The following is a 19,696-nucleotide window of genomic DNA, read 5'->3' as shown; positions in this document are numbered from 1 at the left end:
CACTTTATAAAAATCATAAAAGTAACAATGGTAAAAGATTTATTTGAAAGAATTAAAGGAGATAAAGGACCGTTAGGTAAATGGGCAGATAAAGCAGAAGGATATTATGTATTTCCTAAGTTAGAAGGGCCTATATCTAATAGAATGTCTTTTAATGGAAAGAAAGTGGTTACTTGGAGTATCAATGATTATTTAGGATTGGCAAACCATCCAGAAGTGTTAAAGGTAGATGGAGAATCTGCTGCAATTGATGGAATGGCTTATCCAATGGGTGCCAGAATGATGTCTGGGCATACAAAATATCATGAGCAGTTAGAAAGAGAATGTGCTGAATTTGTAGGTAAACAAGCTTCTTATTTGGTAAATTTTGGATACCAAGGAATGGTTTCTGCAATTGATGCTTTAGTAAATAAGGAAGATATCATAGTATATGACATGGACACACATGCTTGTATTATTGATGGAGTTCGCTTACATCAAGGAAAACGATTTGTATATCGTCATAATGATATAGAAAGTTGTGAGAAAAACTTGATGAGAGCAACTAAAATGGCAGAAAAAACAGGGGGAGGAATCTTATTGGTTTCTGAAGGTGTTTTTGGAATGAGAGGAGAACAAGGTCGCTTAAAAGAAATTGTAGCCTTAAAAGAAAAATACAACTTCCGTTTATTGGTAGATGATGCTCATGGTTTTGGAACGCTTGGAGAAGGAGGAAGAGGTACTGGTTTTGAACAAGGAGTACAGGATGGAATTGATGTGTATTTTGCTACCTTTGCTAAATCAATGGCTGGTATTGGTGCTTTTTTTGCTGGAGATGAAGATGTAATACAATATTTACAGTATAATATGCGTTCGCAAATGTTTGCAAAATCACTGCCAATGCCAATGGTAAAAGGTGCTTTAAAGCGTTTAGATATGATTCGTACAATGCCAGAGTTAAAAGAAAACTTATGGAAAATTACAAAAGCATTGCAATCAGGTCTGAGAAATGCTGGTTTTGATTTAGGAACTACTCAAACTTGTATTACACCAGTATATTTAAAAGGAGATATTCCCGAAGCAATGGCGATGGTACATGACTTGAGAGAAAATCACGGAGTATTTTGCTCTATAGTTGTATATCCTGTAATACCAAAAGGATTTATTATTTTAAGATTGATACCAACAGCGCGCCATACACAAGAAGATGTAGATGAAACAATTCAAGCATTCTCAGCTATTCGAGAAAAATTAGAAAAAGGCACCTATAAACAGGTAGCAGAAGTAATGATGAATGAATAGCAAGAAATAATTTAATAAAAAGGCTCATGATTAATTCATGAGTCTTTTTATTTTAATGTAAAACAAAGCATATTTGGCTTCTTTTTTGTAAAGAAAGAACAGATGAAAAATATTTTATACATATACGTATTGTTACTATCAATATCGAGCAAAGCTCAGATAAAAGATACCTTGCCAAATTTTAAAGATGATTATTATTTGGTGAAAGATGGAGATACTTTAATGATTCAATTAGAGGAGATTTCGGTGTTGCCCAGAAATAAATTTAAATCGCAAGAAGATTTACGATATTATTATTGGTTTAAAAGAAAGGTATTTAAAGCATACCCTTATGCAAAGTTAGCTTCTCAAAGGTTGGACAGCTTAAATAACCGATTAGATAGAATCACATCAAAGAGAAAAAGAAGCAAATATGTTAGGAGAGTGCAGGATTATGTAGAAGGTGAATTTACCGATCAGATAAAGAAAATGACCAGAACAGAAGGGCGCATTCTTATTAAACTGATTCATCGTCAAACAGGAAAAACGGTTTTTGATAATATCAAGCAATTGCGAAGCGGATGGAAAGCATTCTGGTATAATACCACAGCTAATATATTTAAACTATCATTAAAAAGTGAATATCATCCGGAGCAAGTAAATGAAGATTATTTAATAGAAAATATATTGCAAAGAGCTTTTAGAGATGAAAAGTTGGAAGAACAAGAACCTAAATTGATTTTTAAACCTATGGAAATTTTGACGAATAAAAGAGGGAATATAGACGTAAGTGCGTATAAAGAGATGTTTTCAAAGATGAGAAGACGCTCTAAAAAGAAGAAGAAATAGCTAGTAAATGTAATTTTTACAAGATAGGAATAAATAACAATAAAAAACTTTGCTTCTATAAGGTGTTGTTTTCTATGAAGTTGCGTTGTATTGCATAAAAAAGGGCAAAAAAAGGCTTGTTATTGTATAAATAGTTTCTATATTTGCAGCCGCTAACGGGCAAATAAGCAAAGTTAGTAAAGATCATTGAGAGATTGGGCTTGTAGATGTTTAAATAAAAGTTAAAAAACGTTTGTTTCGAGAGATTTAAAAGTTTTATATTTGCGCTTGTTTAATAACGAGGAGTTGATTTTTTAGCTTTTAAAATTCAAAAAAAAACTTTTTCAAAAAAAAGTTTGTCAGTTTTAAAAAAGGTTATACATTTGCAACCGCTTTCTAAAAGAGAGTAGCGTTCAAGAAAATTTGGAAGATTTTAAATAAAAAAATCAGTTAGTTCGAGTCTAACATTTCTACAAGAGATTATTTTAGTTTGCATAAAGATTAGAATAATAAGTTCATTGAAAATATTGAAATTGACAGCGTAAACAAAGAGTAGAATAACCACTTTATATAATAAAGTAATTCTTTTGAAACTTATTCATTCATAATATTAAAGATTATACAATGAAGAGTTTGATCCTGGCTCAGGATGAACGCTAGCGGCAGGCTTAACACATGCAAGTCGAGGGGTAACATTGTAGCTTGCTACAGATGACGACCGGCGCACGGGTGCGTAACGCGTATAGAATCTGCCTTCTACAGAGGGATAGCCTTTAGAAATGAAGATTAATACCTCATAACACTTTGGAATGGCATCGTTTTAAAGTTAAAGATTTATCGGTAGAAGATGACTATGCGTCCTATTAGCTAGATGGTAAGGTAACGGCTTACCATGGCAACGATAGGTAGGGGTCCTGAGAGGGAGATCCCCCACACTGGTACTGAGACACGGACCAGACTCCTACGGGAGGCAGCAGTGAGGAATATTGGGCAATGGAGGCAACTCTGACCCAGCCATGCCGCGTGCAGGAAGACTGCCCTATGGGTTGTAAACTGCTTTTATACAGGAAGAAACGTACCTACGAGTAGGTATTTGACGGTACTGTAAGAATAAGGACCGGCTAACTCCGTGCCAGCAGCCGCGGTAATACGGAGGGTCCGAGCGTTATCCGGAATCATTGGGTTTAAAGGGTCCGCAGGCGGTCGATTAAGTCAGAGGTGAAATCCCATAGCTTAACTATGGAACTGCCTTTGATACTGGTTGACTTGAGTAATACGGAAGTAGATAGAATATGTAGTGTAGCGGTGAAATGCATAGATATTACATAGAATACCGATTGCGAAGGCAGTCTACTACGTATTTACTGACGCTCATGGACGAAAGCGTGGGGAGCGAACAGGATTAGATACCCTGGTAGTCCACGCCGTAAACGATGGACACTAGTTGTTGGGAAATGTCTCAGTGACTAAGCGAAAGTGATAAGTGTCCCACCTGGGGAGTACGATCGCAAGATTGAAACTCAAAGGAATTGACGGGGGCCCGCACAAGCGGTGGAGCATGTGGTTTAATTCGATGATACGCGAGGAACCTTACCAGGGCTTAAATGTGGAATGACAGGGCTAGAGATAGCTTTTTCTTCGGACATTTCACAAGGTGCTGCATGGTTGTCGTCAGCTCGTGCCGTGAGGTGTCAGGTTAAGTCCTATAACGAGCGCAACCCCTATTGTTAGTTGCTAGCAGGTAAAGCTGAGGACTCTAGCGAGACTGCCGGTGCAAACCGCGAGGAAGGTGGGGATGACGTCAAATCATCACGGCCCTTACGTCCTGGGCTACACACGTGCTACAATGGTATGGACAATGAGCAGCCATCTGGCAACAGAGAGCGAATCTACAAACCATATCACAGTTCGGATCGGAGTCTGCAACTCGACTCCGTGAAGCTGGAATCGCTAGTAATCGGATATCAGCCATGATCCGGTGAATACGTTCCCGGGCCTTGTACACACCGCCCGTCAAGCCATGGAAGCTGGGGGTGCCTGAAGTCGGTCACCGCAAGGAGCCGCCTAGGGTAAAACTGGTAACTAGGGCTAAGTCGTAACAAGGTAGCCGTACCGGAAGGTGCGGCTGGAACACCTCCTTTCTAGAGAAAGATGGTGAGTTACAAAAGGAAGTTTTACTCTTTGCTGTTAATTTTAAAATATAGACTAAGATCTTAAAAAAAAAGAGAATGATTTAAGTGTATTTATATGCTTAAGCTGTCTTAGACAGTCTCGTAGCTCAGCTGGTTAGAGCGCTACACTGATAATGTAGAGGTCGGCAGTTCGAGTCTGCCCGAGACTACAAAATTAAGACTTAGAAAAAAAAAGGAAATTCTGGAAGTTAGAGGATTCAACATTACAAGATTGAGGATTTTATAATCTAAATTTCATATGGGGGATTAGCTCAGCTGGCTAGAGCGCTTGCCTTGCACGCAAGAGGTCATCGGTTCGACTCCGATATTCTCCACAATCAGATGTAAATCTGAAAACGTTCATTGACATATTGGTAAAATGATATCGTAAAGAATCAAGATAGAGTGTTAATCTTAAGATTAACAAGATATTTTTATAAAAAAATAAATAAATATAAAGAGCTCGTTCTAGTGTAATCACTAGAGCAAAAGAACAATAAGCTAAATAAGGGCGTATGGCGGATGCCTAGGCTCTCAGAGACGATGAAGGACGTGATAAGCTGCGAAAAGTTGCGGGGAGAAGCACATATTTTAAGATCCGCAAATATCCGAATGGGGCAACCCGTCATGTTGAAGACATGTCACCTAGCAATAGGGGTAAACCCGGTGAACTGAAACATCTAAGTAACCGGAGGAAGAGAAAACAAAAGTGATTCCGTTAGTAGTGGCGAGCGAACGCGGATTAGCCCAAACCATTGTTGTTACGGCAATAATGGGGTTGTAGGACCACAATATTGATTATTAATTGAATTAGAATAGTTTGGAAAGACTAACCAAAGAAGGTGATAGTCCTGTATAGGTAAGATTAATAATTATAGTGGTATCCTGAGTAGTGCGGGACACGAGTAATCCTGTATGAATCTGCCGGGACCATCCGGTAAGGCTAAATACTCCTGAGAGACCGATAGTGAACTAGTACCGTGAGGGAAAGGTGAAAAGAACCCTAAGTAAGGGAGTGAAAGAGAACCTGAAACCGTACGCCTACAAGCGGTCGGAGCACATTAACTGTGTGACGGCGTGCCTTTTGCATAATGAGCCTACGAGTTACTGTTTCTAGCAAGGTTAAGTATTTCAGATACGGAGCCGAAGCGAAAGCGAGTCTGAATAGGGCGCATAGTTAGTAGTAGTAGACGCGAAACCGAGTGATCTACCCATGGGCAGGTTGAAGCTGTGGTAACACATAGTGGAGGACCGAACCAGTTGACGTTGAAAAGTCTTTGGATGACCTGTGGGTAGGGGTGAAAGGCCAATCAAACTCGGAAATAGCTCGTACTCCCCGAAATGCATTTAGGTGCAGCGTTGAATAAAAGTTTTATAGAGGTAGAGCTACTGATTGGATGCGGGGGCTTCACCGCCTACCAATTCCTGACAAACTCCGAATGCTATAAAATGTTTTTCAGCAGTGAGGGCATGGGTGCTAAGGTCCATGTCCGAGAGGGAAAGAACCCAGACCATCAGCTAAGGTCCCCAAATATATACTAAGTTGAATAAACGAGGTGGAACTGCTTAGACAGCTAGGATGTTGGCTTGGAAGCAGCCATTCATTTAAAGAGTGCGTAACAGCTCACTAGTCGAGCGGTTCTGCATGGATAATAATCGGGCATAAGTATATTACCGAAGCTATGGATTTTATATAATATATAAAGTGGTAGGGGAGCATTCTATATGCGTAGAAGCATAATTGTAAGATAGCGTGGAGCGTATAGAAAAGAAAATGTAGGCATAAGTAACGATAAAGGGGGCGAGAACCCCCCTCACCGAAAGACTAAGGTTTCCTCAGCGATGCTAATCAGCTGAGGGTTAGTCGGGACCTAAGGCGAATCCGAATGGAGTAGTCGATGGACAACAGGTTAATATTCCTGTACTTGTTATAATTGCGATGGGGTGACGGAGTGATGAAAGCACCGCGAACTGACGGAATAGTTCGTTGAAACATTTAGGTATTGGACCCATAGGAAAAACCGTGGATCTAGCTGAGATGTGAAAGTACAACAAGTCTTCGGATGCGTTGATAGTGTGCCTAAGGGCTTCCAAGAAAAACCTCTAAGCTTCAGATTATAAGAACCCGTACCGTAAACCGACACAGGTAGTTGGGATGAGAATTCTAAGGTGCTCGAGAGATTCATGGCTAAGGAACTAGGCAAAATAGACCCGTAACTTCGGGAGAAGGGTCGCCCTCAGTAATGAGGGCCGCAGTGAAAAGGTCCAGGCGACTGTTTATCAAAAACACAGGGCTTTGCTAAATTGAAAGATGATGTATAAGGCCTGACACCTGCCCGGTGCTGGAAGGTTAAGTGGAGTTGTTAGCATTTGCGAAGCAATGAAATGAAGCCCCAGTAAACGGCGGCCGTAACTATAACGGTCCTAAGGTAGCGAAATTCCTTGTCGGGTAAGTTCCGACCTGCACGAATGGTGCAACGATCTGGACACTGTCTCAGCCATGAGCTCGGTGAAATTGTAGTATCGGTGAAGATGCCGATTACCCGCAGCGGGACGAAAAGACCCCGTGAACCTTTACTATAGCTTAGTATTGTGTTTGGATAAGTAATGTGTAGGATAGGTGGGAGACAAAGAAGCGGCCTCGCTAGGGGTTGTGGAGTCATCGTTGAAATACCACCCTTTGCTTATCTAGATTCTAACTCAGCAATGAGGACAGTGCTTGGTGGGTAGTTTGACTGGGGTGGTCGCCTCCAAAAGAGTAACGGAGGCTTCTAAAGGTTCCCTCAGCACGCTTGGTAACCGTGCGAAGAGTGCAATGGCATAAGGGAGCTTGACTGAGAGACATACAGGTCGATCAGGTACGAAAGTAGAGCATAGTGATCCGGTGGTTCCGCATGGAAGGGCCATCGCTCAAAGGATAAAAGGTACTCCGGGGATAACAGGCTGATCTCCCCCAAGAGCTCACATCGACGGGGGGGTTTGGCACCTCGATGTCGGCTCGTCACATCCTGGGGCTGGAGAAGGTCCCAAGGGTTGGGCTGTTCGCCCATTAAAGTGGCACGCGAGCTGGGTTCAGAACGTCGTGAGACAGTTCGGTCTCTATCTGCTGTGGGCGTTAGAAATTTGCGTAGATCTGACTCTAGTACGAGAGGACCGAGTTGGACTGACCTCTAGTGTACCAGTTGTTCCGCCAGGAGCACTGCTGGGTAGCTACGTCGGGAAGGGATAAGCGCTGAAAGCATATAAGCGCGAAACCCACTACAAGATGAGATTTCTTTAAAGGGTCGTTGGAGATTACAACGTTGATAGGCTATAGGTGTAAAGGCAGTAATGTCATAGCCGAGTAGTACTAATAACCCATAGGCTTATGTATGGTCTTCCCCTCCATGTGAGGGGAGGATAGACTCGTTATAATGATTTGATTAGGATATTTTTTTACTAATATGTTAACTTTTACAGTTGGAATATACTGAACGATTTAAGGTGATTATAGCGATGGGGCTCACCTCTTACCATTCCGAACAGAGAAGTTAAGCCCATTAGCGCCGATGGTACTGCCACAGGTGGGAGAGTAGGTCGTTGCCTTGCTTTTAAAGCTCTTAGTTAAAAAACTAAGAGCTTTTTTTATGGAATTTATTTCCAAAAGGAATATACTAGATATAAGGGCTTTTTAAGTTAGCTAACCTCCTTTGTATTATATTAAAGGTTTATAAAGGCTGGTAGTGTCCAACTTAGTGTATCTGTCTCATCTCGACTTATAAGATTTGAAATGTTTAATTTTGATAGAAATTTAAAATTATAAATAGGGTATTTAAAATAAGTATCTTCTTTATCCATAGTTAGGCATTGAGTTTCTAATTTTAAAAGTATGCCTAAACTCTTTATTTAAAGGTTCTATCCAATTTGTGTATGTAAAATAGAGTTCATTCATCAAGTTAAGGCTTATTTTTTCCATATGTTTCTAGTGCCCTGACCATTTATCAGAAACAGTTTAAGGCTCTTAAATGCTGTTTTAATATTGTTTTTTGATAGGTCTAGATTAAATAAAGACTTCCTTTTAAATCCTCAACAACTTGTTCTTTATGTTTTGAAGCCACTCTGTTTAAAATATTCCTCTTTAAATGAACGACACATTTTTGATGTGCAGCATTTTTAAAAACTAATGGAGTTATGGTATCTAATTCTATTTTTTGAAGACCACGTTGTTTTATAGATGTTAATACTTCTTTCCAACCAGAGGCTGATTCAGAGGGGATGTTCACAATGCCAATGACCTCTCTTGTATAATCTTCCTCAACGCCAAGACGATAGGTTGAAACAGACCTAAACGATCACGTGGAATACGAAGTTCTATCTGTAAATAAAAAGGGAAAGAATTCCTTTTTAGAGAAGTTTTAAGAATCTTAGGAAGATGTTTTGTTAATTTGATAATTTTTTAAGCTAAAAAAAAGATTTGATTATAGAAAAAAGTGTGTTTAATACTTTTTATTGTTAAAAATGTATCAAAATATCGCGAGAGTTTATATATTTTATAGTTAAAAAAGCAAAAAAATAGAAGATTTTTACTAATTTCGCGAACAATAAAAAAGACACACAATGGCTAGATTTGAACTTAAATTGCCTAAAATGGGCGAGAGTGTTGTAGAAGCAACAATTACATCTTGGTTAAAAGAGGTAGGGGATACGGTAGAACTTGATGATGCTGTGGTAGAAATAGCTACTGATAAAGTAGATTCTGAAGTGCCAAGTGAGGTAGAAGGAACCTTAGTCGAAATTTTATTTGATAAAGATGCGGTTGTTCAAGTAGGAGAAACAATAGCTATTATTGAAACAGCGGGAGGAGAACATGTTTCTGAGGAAAAGAAAGTTAGCAAAGAAGAGGCACCAAAAGAAGTAGCGGCTATTGAAAAAACAGTTGCAGAAGCTAAAGAGATTGGTACAACTATAACAGTAAAGGAAGCTTATAGTGATACAGATAAGTTTTATTCGCCGTTAGTAAAAAGTATTGCACAAACTGAGGGTATTTCAAAAGAAGAATTGGAAGGGATTATAGGAACAGGAAAAGATGGACGAGTAACGAAAGCTGATATTCTTTTGTATGTAGCTGATAGAGGGAATTTAGAAGCTAAAGTAGTTCCTACTAAAAAAGAAGTGAAGGTAGTAGAAAAAGCAACTCCAATTTCAGTAAGTGGAGAGGACGAGATTATAGAAATGAGTCGTATGGGGAAATTAATTTCTAAGCATATGGTAGCTTCCATACAAACATCTGCTCATGTACAGTCTTTTATAGAAATAGATGTCACCAATATTGTAAAATGGAGAAATAAGGTAAAAGATGCCTTTTTGAAAAGGGAAGGTGAGAAATTGACTTTTACGCCAATTTTGATGCAGGCAGTAGCTTCTACAATTAAGAAGCACCCTTTGATTAATATTTCTGTAGATGGAGATCGCATTATAAAAAAGAAGCATATTAATTTAGGAATGGCAGCGGCGTTGCCTGATGGAAATTTAATAGTGCCTGTTATTAAAAATGCAGACCAGCTAAGTTTGGTAGGAATCACAAAGGCAGTTAATGATTTGGCAAAGAGAGCAAGAGCTAATAAATTAAAACCAGACGATATTCAAGGAGGAACTTACACGGTAACTAATGTAGGTAGTTTTGGAAGTATTACAGGAACACCAATCATTAACCAGCCGGAGGTAGCTATATTGGCTTTAGGAGCAATTGTAAAAAAGCCTGCGGTAATAGAAACACCAGATGGCGACTTTATAGGAATTCGCCATAAGATGATTGTTTCTCATTCATATGATCATAGAGTGGTAAATGGTGCTTTAGGAGGAATGTTTATTAAAACATTTAAAGAATTATTAGAAGCTTGGGATGTGAACCAAGATTTCTAATCTTTAATGTAAAATATTAGATATAAAGCGAGGTTTTTTCCTCGCTTTATTTTTTTCTAAAATACCACCAATTCATATCTCTGGTGATGTTGTACCCTAAGTTTTCATACAGCTTAATAGCGCTATTTCCTTTAGTAGTATGTAAAATGGGCGTTTTTTGGGCTTTTAAGATTTCTTTGGTGGTATGGGCTACTAGCTGTTTAGCAAAGCCTTTACGAGTGTACTCAGGATGCGTCACTACAGAACTCACCTCAATAAAAGAATTTGTTTGCATACGTTGCCCTGTTATAGCAACTAACTTTTGGTCTTTAAAAATACCGAAATATGCTCCCATATAAAAAGTATGTTTTTTGTAATAACCAGGCATTACTAACCACACTAAATTGTAAATCTCTTGAAGGTGTTTTTCTGTAAGAACGGTTATTTCTTCTGTGATTTCACAATCAACAAATTTATTTAATACCATTTGACAGCCTTCCATTTTTTTGTTTAGTTGTACGAAAGAGGCGTCAAAGGAAGGTGTTTCTTTTTCGCTAACTAAAAAGAAATCTCCTGCAAGTTTTGCGTATTCGTTGAGGGCTTTTGGATCATAATCATGCCTTAAAAAGGCACCAAAAGAGGAAATTTTTGGATTGTAAAATTTTACTCCATCATAATCGATGGTATGTTTTTTATGCGTTTCGCAAAGCGAATACCAAACAGGATTTTTTAATGTAGCGGTCATAGTGGTTGCTTTTTTGAATAAATATCAGTCAATGCCATTGGTAAGTTAGGGAATTTGAAAGTGTAAGAGCTAGCTACTTTTTCAGAAGAAACCCTACTTCCTTGTAGAAGAAGAAGACTCATTTCACCAAAAGCTATTTTAAATAGTAAAGAAGGAATGGCAAAAGGAAAAATACTTTTGTTAGTTATTTGAGAGAGGGCTTTAGTAAAAGTACGATTGGTATGATGTTCTGGAGCTATAGCATTAAAAATACCTGTAAAACGATCAGATTGGATGGCTTTGAGATATAAGTTGCACAAATCGTCAATATGAATCCAAGGCATGTATTGCTGGCCACTTCCTAGCGTAGCCAAAAAAAATGGAGTATTCATTTTTTCTAGGGCTCCTCCTTGCTTTGTTAATACGATTCCTGTTCTTAAAATGGTAGTAGGAATATTTTCATTTAAGAATTGTAGTGCACTATCTTCCCATTGTTTACAAGTAGTTCCTATAAAATCAGTGGCAGGTGCATCACTTTCTTTAAAAATAGTATCAGCAGTAACAGCTCCGTAATACCCTATAGCAGATGCAGAAACAAAGGCTTGTAAGGGTATTTGTAACTCTTTGACTTTATGCAGCAATAAGTGTATTGATGTTATTCGGCTATCTCTAATCTTTTGCTTCCTGATTTTTGTCCATCGTTCATTAGCTATTCCTTCACCAGCTAAGTGAATTATATGCGTGGTGTTTTTTAAAGCTTCCGGATCGATATATTGTTGATTGACATCCCATTTATATTCATTTTTATGAACAGGAGTTCTTGTTAAAATAGCTATTTGATAGCCTGCTTTTTCCAACTTTTTACATAAATGGCTTCCTATGAGTCCTTTTCCGCCAGTAATAAGAATTTTATTCATTTACGAGAGTTTAAAGCAACTAAATTACAAAAGAAAGTGTAAAAGTTTGGGCTTTATATAAATTAAGACGAATTGCCTTTTGAGACCATCAAGATAATAACTGTTTTTAGTAGCTTTCTTGGTAAAAAGAAATATAAATAATAGTGGTATTTTATTGTAGCAATTTGTATAAAGGAAAGGGTATTATTTTTGGAGAGAGTTTTACATGATGGCAGCCATGTGTTTTATAACAAACAAAATGAAGTAATAGAATTTTGTTTAATTTATAAAAAAGGAAAGTACCAGTTAGAAATATTTTACAGGCATTTGTTTGCGATAGCAACTTTTTGTGTAAAGAAAATTGTTATGAGTATATATTGAAGTGTTTGTATTGAGGTGGCTGAAAAAATAAAAAAAAATGTATTCTATTGGCAAATTAAGGAAAAAAAGTTATATTTGGGGACTGTTTATGGCATTCTAGCTAGAGAGCAGGTAAATTAAATTGCGTTTACAAAATATGTAGTGGTACCCTAATATCTTTTGAAAGAAGAAAAAGGCAGCGCATTGAAAAAAGAATAGATAAAAGTTATAAAAAAGAGAAATATGTTAAAGAGAAATCCTTGTCGAATTTCTATAGACGGCGTGTCTATAGATCGCTATGTAAGTTTAAAATTAGTACAGAAAATAAATGCGCATCATACTTTTGAAGTGGCATTAGATAATGAGATATTTCTCCTTACAAAAGGAACGGATATTTTTAGTTCTAAGGAATATATTGGTAAATCGATTTATATTGAAATAGAAAAATACGACTTTTTAGGAAGGATTACTGCAATGGATTTTGAAATGTCAAAAGGAGAGTATGGACATACATTGCTGAAAGGCTATTCTAAAACAATTTTATTAGAGTCAGGAGATAGGTTAAAGTCTTGGACGGATAAAGCGATGCCGCAAATAGTGAAAAGTATTTTAGAGGAATCGGGTATGAGAGGAATGATTGCACCAGAAACAGATTTTCCCATACCTTATCAATGTCAGTATAATGAAAGTGATTTTAGGTATTTGCAACGTTTGGCAAAGCAGTACCATGAATGGTTTTATTATGAGGGAGAATATATTGTGTTTGGAAAACCTAAAGAAGGAAAGAGTTGCATTGATTTAGAATATAATAAAGAGGTTTATGAAGTAAAAATAGCGACTAAAACTGCTGCGGTATCTCAAAGGGCATACGACTTTAGTTATAGGGAAAATAAAATGTTAGAAACTCCTGCTAAAAATGACAAGGTAACTAGTGCTATTTCTGAATATGCGTTGAATGCAGCCATGAAATTATATCCAAAGAAAACATTAGGCATGCCTGAAACGGTATTGGGAGATAAATATGAAATGGATCGTTATTTATTAGGGAAAACGGAAAGCATTTTAAGTGAGTTTGATGTATTGGAGGCGAAGAGTAAATTTGTAGGATTGGAAATAGGTAGCGTTATTCGGTTAACTAGTAAAGAAAAACATGTTGGTGATAGTTATTTGATTACAGAGATTACGCATACAGAAGGGCAAGGAAGAGAATATGAAAATGAATTTAAAGCTATTGCTGCAAATAGTAGGTATTTGCCTGAGCCGAAAATTACACCAGCAATAGCAGGTACGCAAAGGGCTATTGTAGTAGATCATGAAGATCCGTTAGAACAAGGGAGGGTAAAAGTAAAAATGTTATGGCAAGAAAATGAAATGACTACTAATTGGATTCAAGTACTGGCACCAGATGCGGGAAATAGCAATGTGGTAGAAAAGAATAGAGGATATGTGTTTATTCCAGAGGAAGGAGATCAAGTACTTATTGGTTTCCACCATAATGATCCTAATCGTCCGTTTGTTTTAGGAAGTTTACATCACTCTGATAGTGCTGGGGGAGGAAAAAAGAAGAATAGTGTAAAAAGTTTAAAAACGCGTAGTGGACATACCATAGAACTAGATGATACTAAAGGAAAGGAAAAGATCCATATTTATGATAATGGCGGAAGCATTATCACTTTTGACACTAAAAAGAAATCTCTTTATATACAAGCTACAGAAAATTTAGAGTTAGCGGCTAAAAATATCAAAATAGCGGCTACCGAAAATATACGATTCCATGCGCAAGAAAATATTGAAAGTGTATCAGAAATAGATACTGTAATGATGGCAAATACTGCATTAAAATTGCAATCAACTGAAAATACAAGTATAAAAAGTAGCAGTAACTTACAGATGGAGGCTTCTAATAAGGCTACTTTAAAGGCAGTAGCTACTTCATTGGAAGGCAGTTCGGAGGTTTCTTTACAAGGAAATACAGCTAAAGTTAATGGTGATAGCATCACAGAGATATCAGGAGGAATTGTAAAAATAAATTAGTAAAAAATGCCAGGAAAAGCAGCAACAATAGGACACGAGCATACTTGCCCTATGTATAGTGGTAGTAAAGCGCATAAAGGAGGAGGGATTATAGGACAAGGAGTACCTACCGTATTAATAGGAAATAAGCCAGCGGCTGTTATGGGGGATAAATGTAGTTGCCAAGGCCCTCCAGATACCATTGTAGAAGGGTGCTCAACAGTTCTGATAGGTGGCAAACCTGCGGTAACACAAGGAGATAAAACAGCTCATGGAGGGGTTGTGAGTGAAGGAAATACTACGGTGTTGATAGGAACAGGAACTCAGGCACCAAAAGCGATCAAAGCAATAGAAGAAATTCCATTTCCTAAAATAGGTTTTGGAACCAAGGTGCTGGCTGCGGTTTCAGGAAATGGCGAAAAAATAACAGCGGCTAAAAAAGAGCAAGAGAAAATTAAAAGAGCATTTTTAAACGAAGGTCACTTAGGTAACTTTAGTTTGAGTTTATAGATGAAAAAGTTATGAAAATAGGATATCCAGAAAAAAATGGAAGCAAAGAAGATTTAAAATTTACGAATTCATACGGAAAATATTTGATAAGTCATTTCAATACTTGGCACGGAGGGATTCATTTAGAAGGGGCTAAAAAAGCAATACAAACTATAGCAAAAGGAAGGATAATAGCATATCGGTTACAGGAAAAATATGAAGTGTTAAAGGGAACCCAAAAAGCAAGTAAAAAAAAGTACACTTACTCAAATAGCTTTATTTTAATGCAACATGATTTAGAATTGACAAAAGAAGTTCAAACGAAAGAAGAGACGGATAAAGTAGAAAAAAAACAAGTAACCTTTTATAGTTTATATAATCATTTAATGCCTTTAAAAGAGCAAGAAAAATTAGGGTTGCCTTTTCCTGACTTTATTAGTAAAGAGGAATTGAAAGTGATTAAAAAGGAAAGGTACGATAGTAGTTTTAAGAAAGCAGGATTGAATGGAAGGGTTTTAAATGCAGCTGGAAAAGTACAAAGAGGGGCTTCAGGGGTTAAGGTAATCATACCTTATGGAACGATTGTTCAAAAATATAAAGATACTGCAGGAAATTTTGTAACAGAAAATAGTTATACACGGGTCGTTTATGAAGATGAAACAGGAACCATTTACGATGATATTTATATTTATACTAAAAAAGGAAAGGTAAAAAAAGAAGGAGAAGGATATCGGATCAATACTAAAGAAGATTTTCCAACAGACAAAGGAGCTAGGGTAAGAGAGGCACCAGGAAAAGCAATTACAGCTATTATACCTTATAATGAAACAGTAGAGATCGTAAAAAAAGAAGGGAACTGGTACCGTATCAAAGGCTATGAAGGGGTTAGTCATAAAGGAAATTTTGAAAAACGAAAAATTTTAAACACTAAAGCGTTTACAAAAAATGCTATTACGGCAAGCGATATTCCTGTTGAATCAGGTGTTTATATAGGATATACAGGAGCCATGCATGGTGAAAACACTCCGTGGTACTGCGCATCACAATTGGATGTTTTTATGACAGAAGGAGTGGAAGATTTTTTAAAAAATACTTTTGGAGCTACGGTAACAGGTAAAAATTTTATAACTTTACCAGAAGGAACGAAATTAAAAGAAAAGCTTTCTGTTTCTGTCAAATTAGAAAAGAATTTGCCTGTAAAAATCGTGGAAATAAGAGGAAACTATGCAAAAATAAATGTACCTAAGTTTGTGGATAAAATTGTGGATAAAAGGGACTTATATACGCCTAATAAAAGTAGTGCTGATGGTAAAATGAGGGGGTATAATAGGATACGAGGCTACCATATTTTAAATTTTGAAAATATTAATAAACGGTTTGACGGGCTACTGATAGAAGGAGAGAGTAAGTTATTTTGTCACGGATTAAGAAATAGCAAAGTACAGCGTAAGGTAAAGTATTATCCAAAAGAAGGAGGAAAGAAGGGCTATTGGGTGCCTTTGGATGCTCTGAGCAAGAATGTTGTTTATGAAGAAAAGGAAGAAGTAAGAGAGGTGCCTAAAAGGCTAAATGTATTTGAAGGGCTTTTGGATTATATTGTTACTCAAGACCGAACCGTGCAAAAAAAGGTAAAAGTTTGTAAAGCAGTAAAAGTACCTATAGCAAAAAATCAAAAAGTTTTATTGAATCGTTTTATAGACACAGCATATTTGGAAGTGTCAAAAAAAGATGAAGAGGAGGAGCTGTATAAAGAAGTAGTTGTAGATCTTCGTGGAGCTAAAGAATGTATGGTAAAAAAGAAAAAGTACTTAAAAGTTCGCTGTAGCTATACCATAGGAAATGATTCTTATAAGCAAGAAGGTTGGATTCCAGCAAAAGGGTTGGAAAAGAAAGCTTTTAATGGATATCATTGGGAGCGTTTTGGTTTTGAATTGGTTGATGGAGGAAAGGAATATATGTACGATATCAAAGATTTACGAGAAGCTAGCACAACTGAAAGTAGGTTTGTAGAAACAATGTGGCGAAAATTAGGGGTACTGGAAGACGATGTTTTGGATTTCTTTGAATTGGAGGCAGCATATGCCCTTTTGGAAACACAAGAAAAGATTTCAAAGATGGTTTGTAAGCATAAGATAGAATGGTCTTATACTCCAGAAGAGATTGCAAAGGAGGTAGAAGGTTTTTACAATTATTATATAGGATATCAAAGAGACTTAGGAGAAGATACTCAAAAGTTGGAAGAATTAAAGGAAGAAAAGTTAGCTGCTATAAAGGAGCAAGTGAGTAAGTTGATGTTTTGGAAAGAAGCGTCCGCCTTGCCTTATGGAGCACATAAAGAGGTAAGGGTATTGGGAGCAGATTTAAAAATGCAGCCTTTGTCTTTATTAACTAGTTCTTCTACGGAAGGAGCTACTTGTTTTAATGTGTTTGATAGTGATGAGGAAATAGCAAAAAAGGAAGCATTAAAAAAGCAAGCTCCCAAAAAGGATTCTGTAAAAAAGAAACAAGTTGCTCCAGCAAGAAGAGCTCGCTCAAAGCAGGAGAAGCAACCCGTAAGGAAGTTTCCAAATACAGATATGGTATATCATTTTCATCCTATTGGCTTTGTTAATCAAATGAAACTCATTTTTGGGGAAGAAGGAGAATGTTATTGTAATAAGGATTTTGCTGTAGAAGATTTTACACGTATTGTTAAAAGGCTTAGAAAAAATGAAGGATTAGGTGGAGGAACTATTCTAAATCACGATAATTGTGCTATTTCAAATGAAGATAAAACATTTGAAAGATTAACAGAAGAATTCAATAAAACTGCTAGAAAATATGGTATCAATCAATGTATTCAGAAAATACATTTTTTAACTCAAATATATCATGAATCAGCAAGATTTACTACTGGTTTGGAATTTGATACAGGAAACTATTATAACCCAAATGGGGGACATCCCGAAGCCAAAGATAATGGAAATACTGTAATTGGTGATGGTCCAAAATATAAGGGACGAGGTTTTATGCAGCTAACTTGGCGTAATACTCAAATCAAATATTTAAAATATGCAGCTAAAAATTCAGAAGGTATATTAAAAGGAAAAACTGATGCAGAACTCGAATTGCGCAGTAATAATTATGAAAAACATATCTCTGATGATATTAAATATGCGATGGATTCAGCAGGTTGGTTCTGGGTAAACAAAATTTATAAAAAGAAAAGTCTTTTAGATCATTCACTTGAGGCAGATTCTAAACAAAGAATTATCTCAAAGGTTATTAATGGAGGTAAAAAGGGAATAGAGAAAAGGGCTAAATATTATCAAGTTTTAAAAAGTATATTCCGCTATGAATTGGATTGTATTAATAATTTCTCTAAATCAAGTACTGATAACTTACAAGCAGTCCCACCATGGCTTAAAGTTGCATTTGTAGAGTATAACACACATTTAGGTTATATAGAAGAGGAGAAAAATTTAAGTGATCGTATTGAAAAATCATATTTCAATTCAACAACTTCTAAAGGCTTAAAGTCAGAAGTACCTTGGTGTGCTGCCTTTGTAAATTATTGCTATCTAAATGGAAATCCTTCATATAAAAATGAAACGGGAATACAAGTTAGAGCTTTTGAGTGGGGGCCTGCTAATAATAAATATCTAAATGCAGATAGAAAAACCATTGGAGGCTGGAAAGAAGGTGAAGATCACAAAAAACCATTTTTAGGTGCGTTAGCAGTTTATTCAGGTAGTCATGTTGGTTTTGTTGTTGGTAAAAACAGTAAAGGAAAAATAGTATTACTTGGAGGAAACCAAAATGGTGTAATAGGTAATTTGAAGGTTGGTGGTGATGAAAGCGTTTGTTTCTCTTCTTATCCATCTGATAAAATAGCTTTTTATATGAAGCCTAAAGGATTTATTGTCAAAACAGAGTGGGAAGAAGAAAATCTACCTGTTATAGATATAAACAATCCTTCCGAAACTTATTCTTCACTTAGATAGATATTTAAAATGGTTAGAAAATTAGCAGTTATATTTATATTAGTTCTTTTGTTGAGCTCATGTAAAGGAAAGATAAAGAAAATAGAGGCACGGTCTTTAACTAGTGAGGAGGAGCTTACTATGAAAATTATCGATAAGGGCAATATAATATCGTTCGAATTGTATCAAGGTAATGATTTGATAGATTCTTTAAAAGAATCTATACCTAAAGAAGATTCTAATAACAATGAAACTTCCTGTAGTATTGATTATATTAAAGGTTCTTTTAAAATAATTGATCTAAATAACGACTCTTATCCTGAGGTTGTATACTTATTTCATCGTTATTTAAACAAAACAGAACAATTACCAAAGAGTCTAAAAGCTATTTTATTTGATACCAAACAGTATAGAAGATATTTTGTATATGGTATTGGGGTAAATAAATTTGACGAATTAACATTAAATAATCCTCAGGGCAAAATAACAGATATAAGTAGTGACATTCCTTCTTCTTTTTCAAATGGACTTAAATCAATATGGAAAGAATATTCCTTTGAACATAAAATAGCTAATAAAAAACTATATAGTAATGTAACTATAGTCAGTTCAGAGAAAAAGAATTCCTTAAATAATAAAAGCGACTTAGAATTATCAAAAAGTAAACCTATCTCAATTAAGCATGCTAATTTTGAAGGTGATGATAAGGAATATTTTAAAATACACTTAGAAAATGGAAAAACATTAAAATTTGAGAACCCTAGCTTTCAAACCTCTTATCATTACATAGAAGTAGAAGAGAATAGTATTATAAAAATAAAGAATTTAGATGATAATAGAAGTTTTGTCGAAACATTTTGGTATTATGATAACAATCTAGAAACTTTAAAAATGTTTAAAGCTTATGCTGAATCCTATGATGAAGGAGAAACGACCAAATATGAACTTAAAGGGTTGTATTATAATATAAAGACAATTGATACGGAAAAATTCTATGATGAAATTTATAATAACGAAAACACAATATCTACTCGCTCCTCCCTCTAGCGTGAGCATCTCTCAGGTACAAATAAGTAATAATATAGTTGGACTACCTATTTCTAGTCAATTAAA

At 36.2% G+C, this 19,696-nt stretch carries 10 protein-coding genes, 2 tRNA genes and 3 rRNA genes; 12 read left to right on the top strand and 3 right to left on the bottom strand.

Going from position 1 to position 19,696, the window contains the following annotated elements; genetic code table 11:
• Nucleotides 1–27 precede the first annotated feature (27 nt).
• The 7 genes from MARIT_RS09395 (at nt 28) to rrf (ending at nt 7,847) form a co-directional block, all read left to right on the top strand.
• On the top strand, nt 28–1,281 hold the full coding sequence (locus MARIT_RS09395) for an aminotransferase class I/II-fold pyridoxal phosphate-dependent enzyme (RefSeq protein WP_100211372.1): 1,254 nt from the start codon (nt 28–30) through the stop codon (nt 1,279–1,281).
• A gap of 102 nt (nt 1,282–1,383) precedes the next feature.
• Nucleotides 1,384–2,109 (top strand): DUF4294 domain-containing protein, encoded by a 726-nt coding sequence (locus MARIT_RS09390; RefSeq protein WP_100211371.1) that lies wholly within the window; start codon nt 1,384–1,386, stop codon nt 2,107–2,109.
• 600 nt (nt 2,110–2,709) lie between these two features.
• Nucleotides 2,710–4,229, top strand: a 16S ribosomal RNA gene (locus MARIT_RS09385).
• Nucleotides 4,230–4,355: 126 nt separating this feature from the next.
• Nucleotides 4,356–4,429: transfer RNA gene (locus MARIT_RS09380), tRNA-Ile, on the top strand.
• A gap of 91 nt (nt 4,430–4,520) precedes the next feature.
• Nucleotides 4,521–4,594, top strand: a tRNA-Ala gene (locus MARIT_RS09375).
• Between the two features lie 159 nt (nt 4,595–4,753).
• Nucleotides 4,754–7,632: ribosomal RNA gene (locus tag MARIT_RS09370) — 23S ribosomal RNA — on the top strand.
• A 106-nt stretch (nt 7,633–7,738) separates the two neighbouring features.
• Nucleotides 7,739–7,847: ribosomal RNA gene (gene rrf / locus MARIT_RS09365) — 5S ribosomal RNA — on the top strand.
• The 16S, 23S and 5S rRNA genes sit together here with 2 tRNA genes alongside, the layout of an rRNA operon.
• A 446-nt stretch (nt 7,848–8,293) precedes the next feature.
• Here the strand turns inward: rrf and MARIT_RS09360 are convergent.
• Nucleotides 8,294–8,521 (bottom strand): transposase, encoded by a 228-nt coding sequence (locus tag MARIT_RS09360; protein WP_231975134.1) that lies wholly within the window; start codon nt 8,519–8,521, stop codon nt 8,294–8,296.
• A gap of 334 nt (nt 8,522–8,855) precedes the next feature.
• Between MARIT_RS09360 and MARIT_RS09355 the strand changes: the two genes are divergently transcribed.
• A complete protein-coding gene (locus MARIT_RS09355) occupies nt 8,856–10,160 on the top strand; it encodes a dihydrolipoamide acetyltransferase family protein (RefSeq protein WP_100211369.1) in 1,305 nt (434 codons plus the stop codon).
• 46 nt (nt 10,161–10,206) lie between these two features.
• Here the strand turns inward: MARIT_RS09355 and MARIT_RS09350 are convergent, their stop codons facing one another.
• Together MARIT_RS09350 and MARIT_RS09345 are read right to left on the bottom strand one after the other, a co-directional pair.
• Nucleotides 10,207–10,884: a GNAT family N-acetyltransferase gene (locus MARIT_RS09350; protein ID WP_100211368.1), complete on the bottom strand. Its 678-nt coding sequence runs from the start codon at nt 10,882–10,884 to the stop codon at nt 10,207–10,209.
• Nucleotides 10,881–11,780, bottom strand: coding sequence for a TIGR01777 family oxidoreductase (locus MARIT_RS09345; protein WP_100211367.1), 900 nt, complete (start codon nt 11,778–11,780; stop codon nt 10,881–10,883). The genes MARIT_RS09350 and MARIT_RS09345 overlap by 4 nt, the downstream gene beginning before the upstream one ends.
• A 582-nt stretch (nt 11,781–12,362) precedes the next feature.
• Here MARIT_RS09345 and MARIT_RS09340 point away from each other — a divergent pair.
• The 4 genes from MARIT_RS09340 to MARIT_RS09325 are packed head-to-tail and all read left to right on the top strand — an operon-like array spanning nt 12,363 to nt 19,630.
• Complete coding sequence (locus MARIT_RS09340; protein ID WP_084339836.1) at nt 12,363–14,153, top strand: type VI secretion system Vgr family protein; 1,791 nt, start codon at nt 12,363–12,365, stop codon at nt 14,151–14,153.
• Nucleotides 14,154–14,159: 6 nt separating this feature from the next.
• Complete coding sequence (locus tag MARIT_RS09335; protein WP_024740000.1) at nt 14,160–14,642, top strand: PAAR domain-containing protein; 483 nt, start codon at nt 14,160–14,162, stop codon at nt 14,640–14,642.
• 11 nt (nt 14,643–14,653) lie between these two features.
• Complete coding sequence (locus MARIT_RS09330; protein WP_100211366.1) at nt 14,654–18,604, top strand: SH3 domain-containing protein; 3,951 nt, start codon at nt 14,654–14,656, stop codon at nt 18,602–18,604.
• 9 nt (nt 18,605–18,613) lie between these two features.
• Nucleotides 18,614–19,630 carry a hypothetical protein gene (locus tag MARIT_RS09325; protein ID WP_100211365.1) on the top strand — a complete coding sequence of 339 codons (1,017 nt, stop codon included), beginning with the start codon at nt 18,614–18,616 and terminating at the stop codon, nt 19,628–19,630.
• Nucleotides 19,631–19,696 lie beyond the last annotated feature (66 nt).

The organism is Tenacibaculum maritimum NCIMB 2154 (genome assembly GCF_900119795.1).
Lineage (GTDB): Bacteria > Bacteroidota > Bacteroidia > Flavobacteriales > Flavobacteriaceae > Polaribacter > Polaribacter maritimus.
Note: the sequence above shows the minus strand (reverse complement) of the source record. Positions and strands in the feature narration are given on the sequence as shown.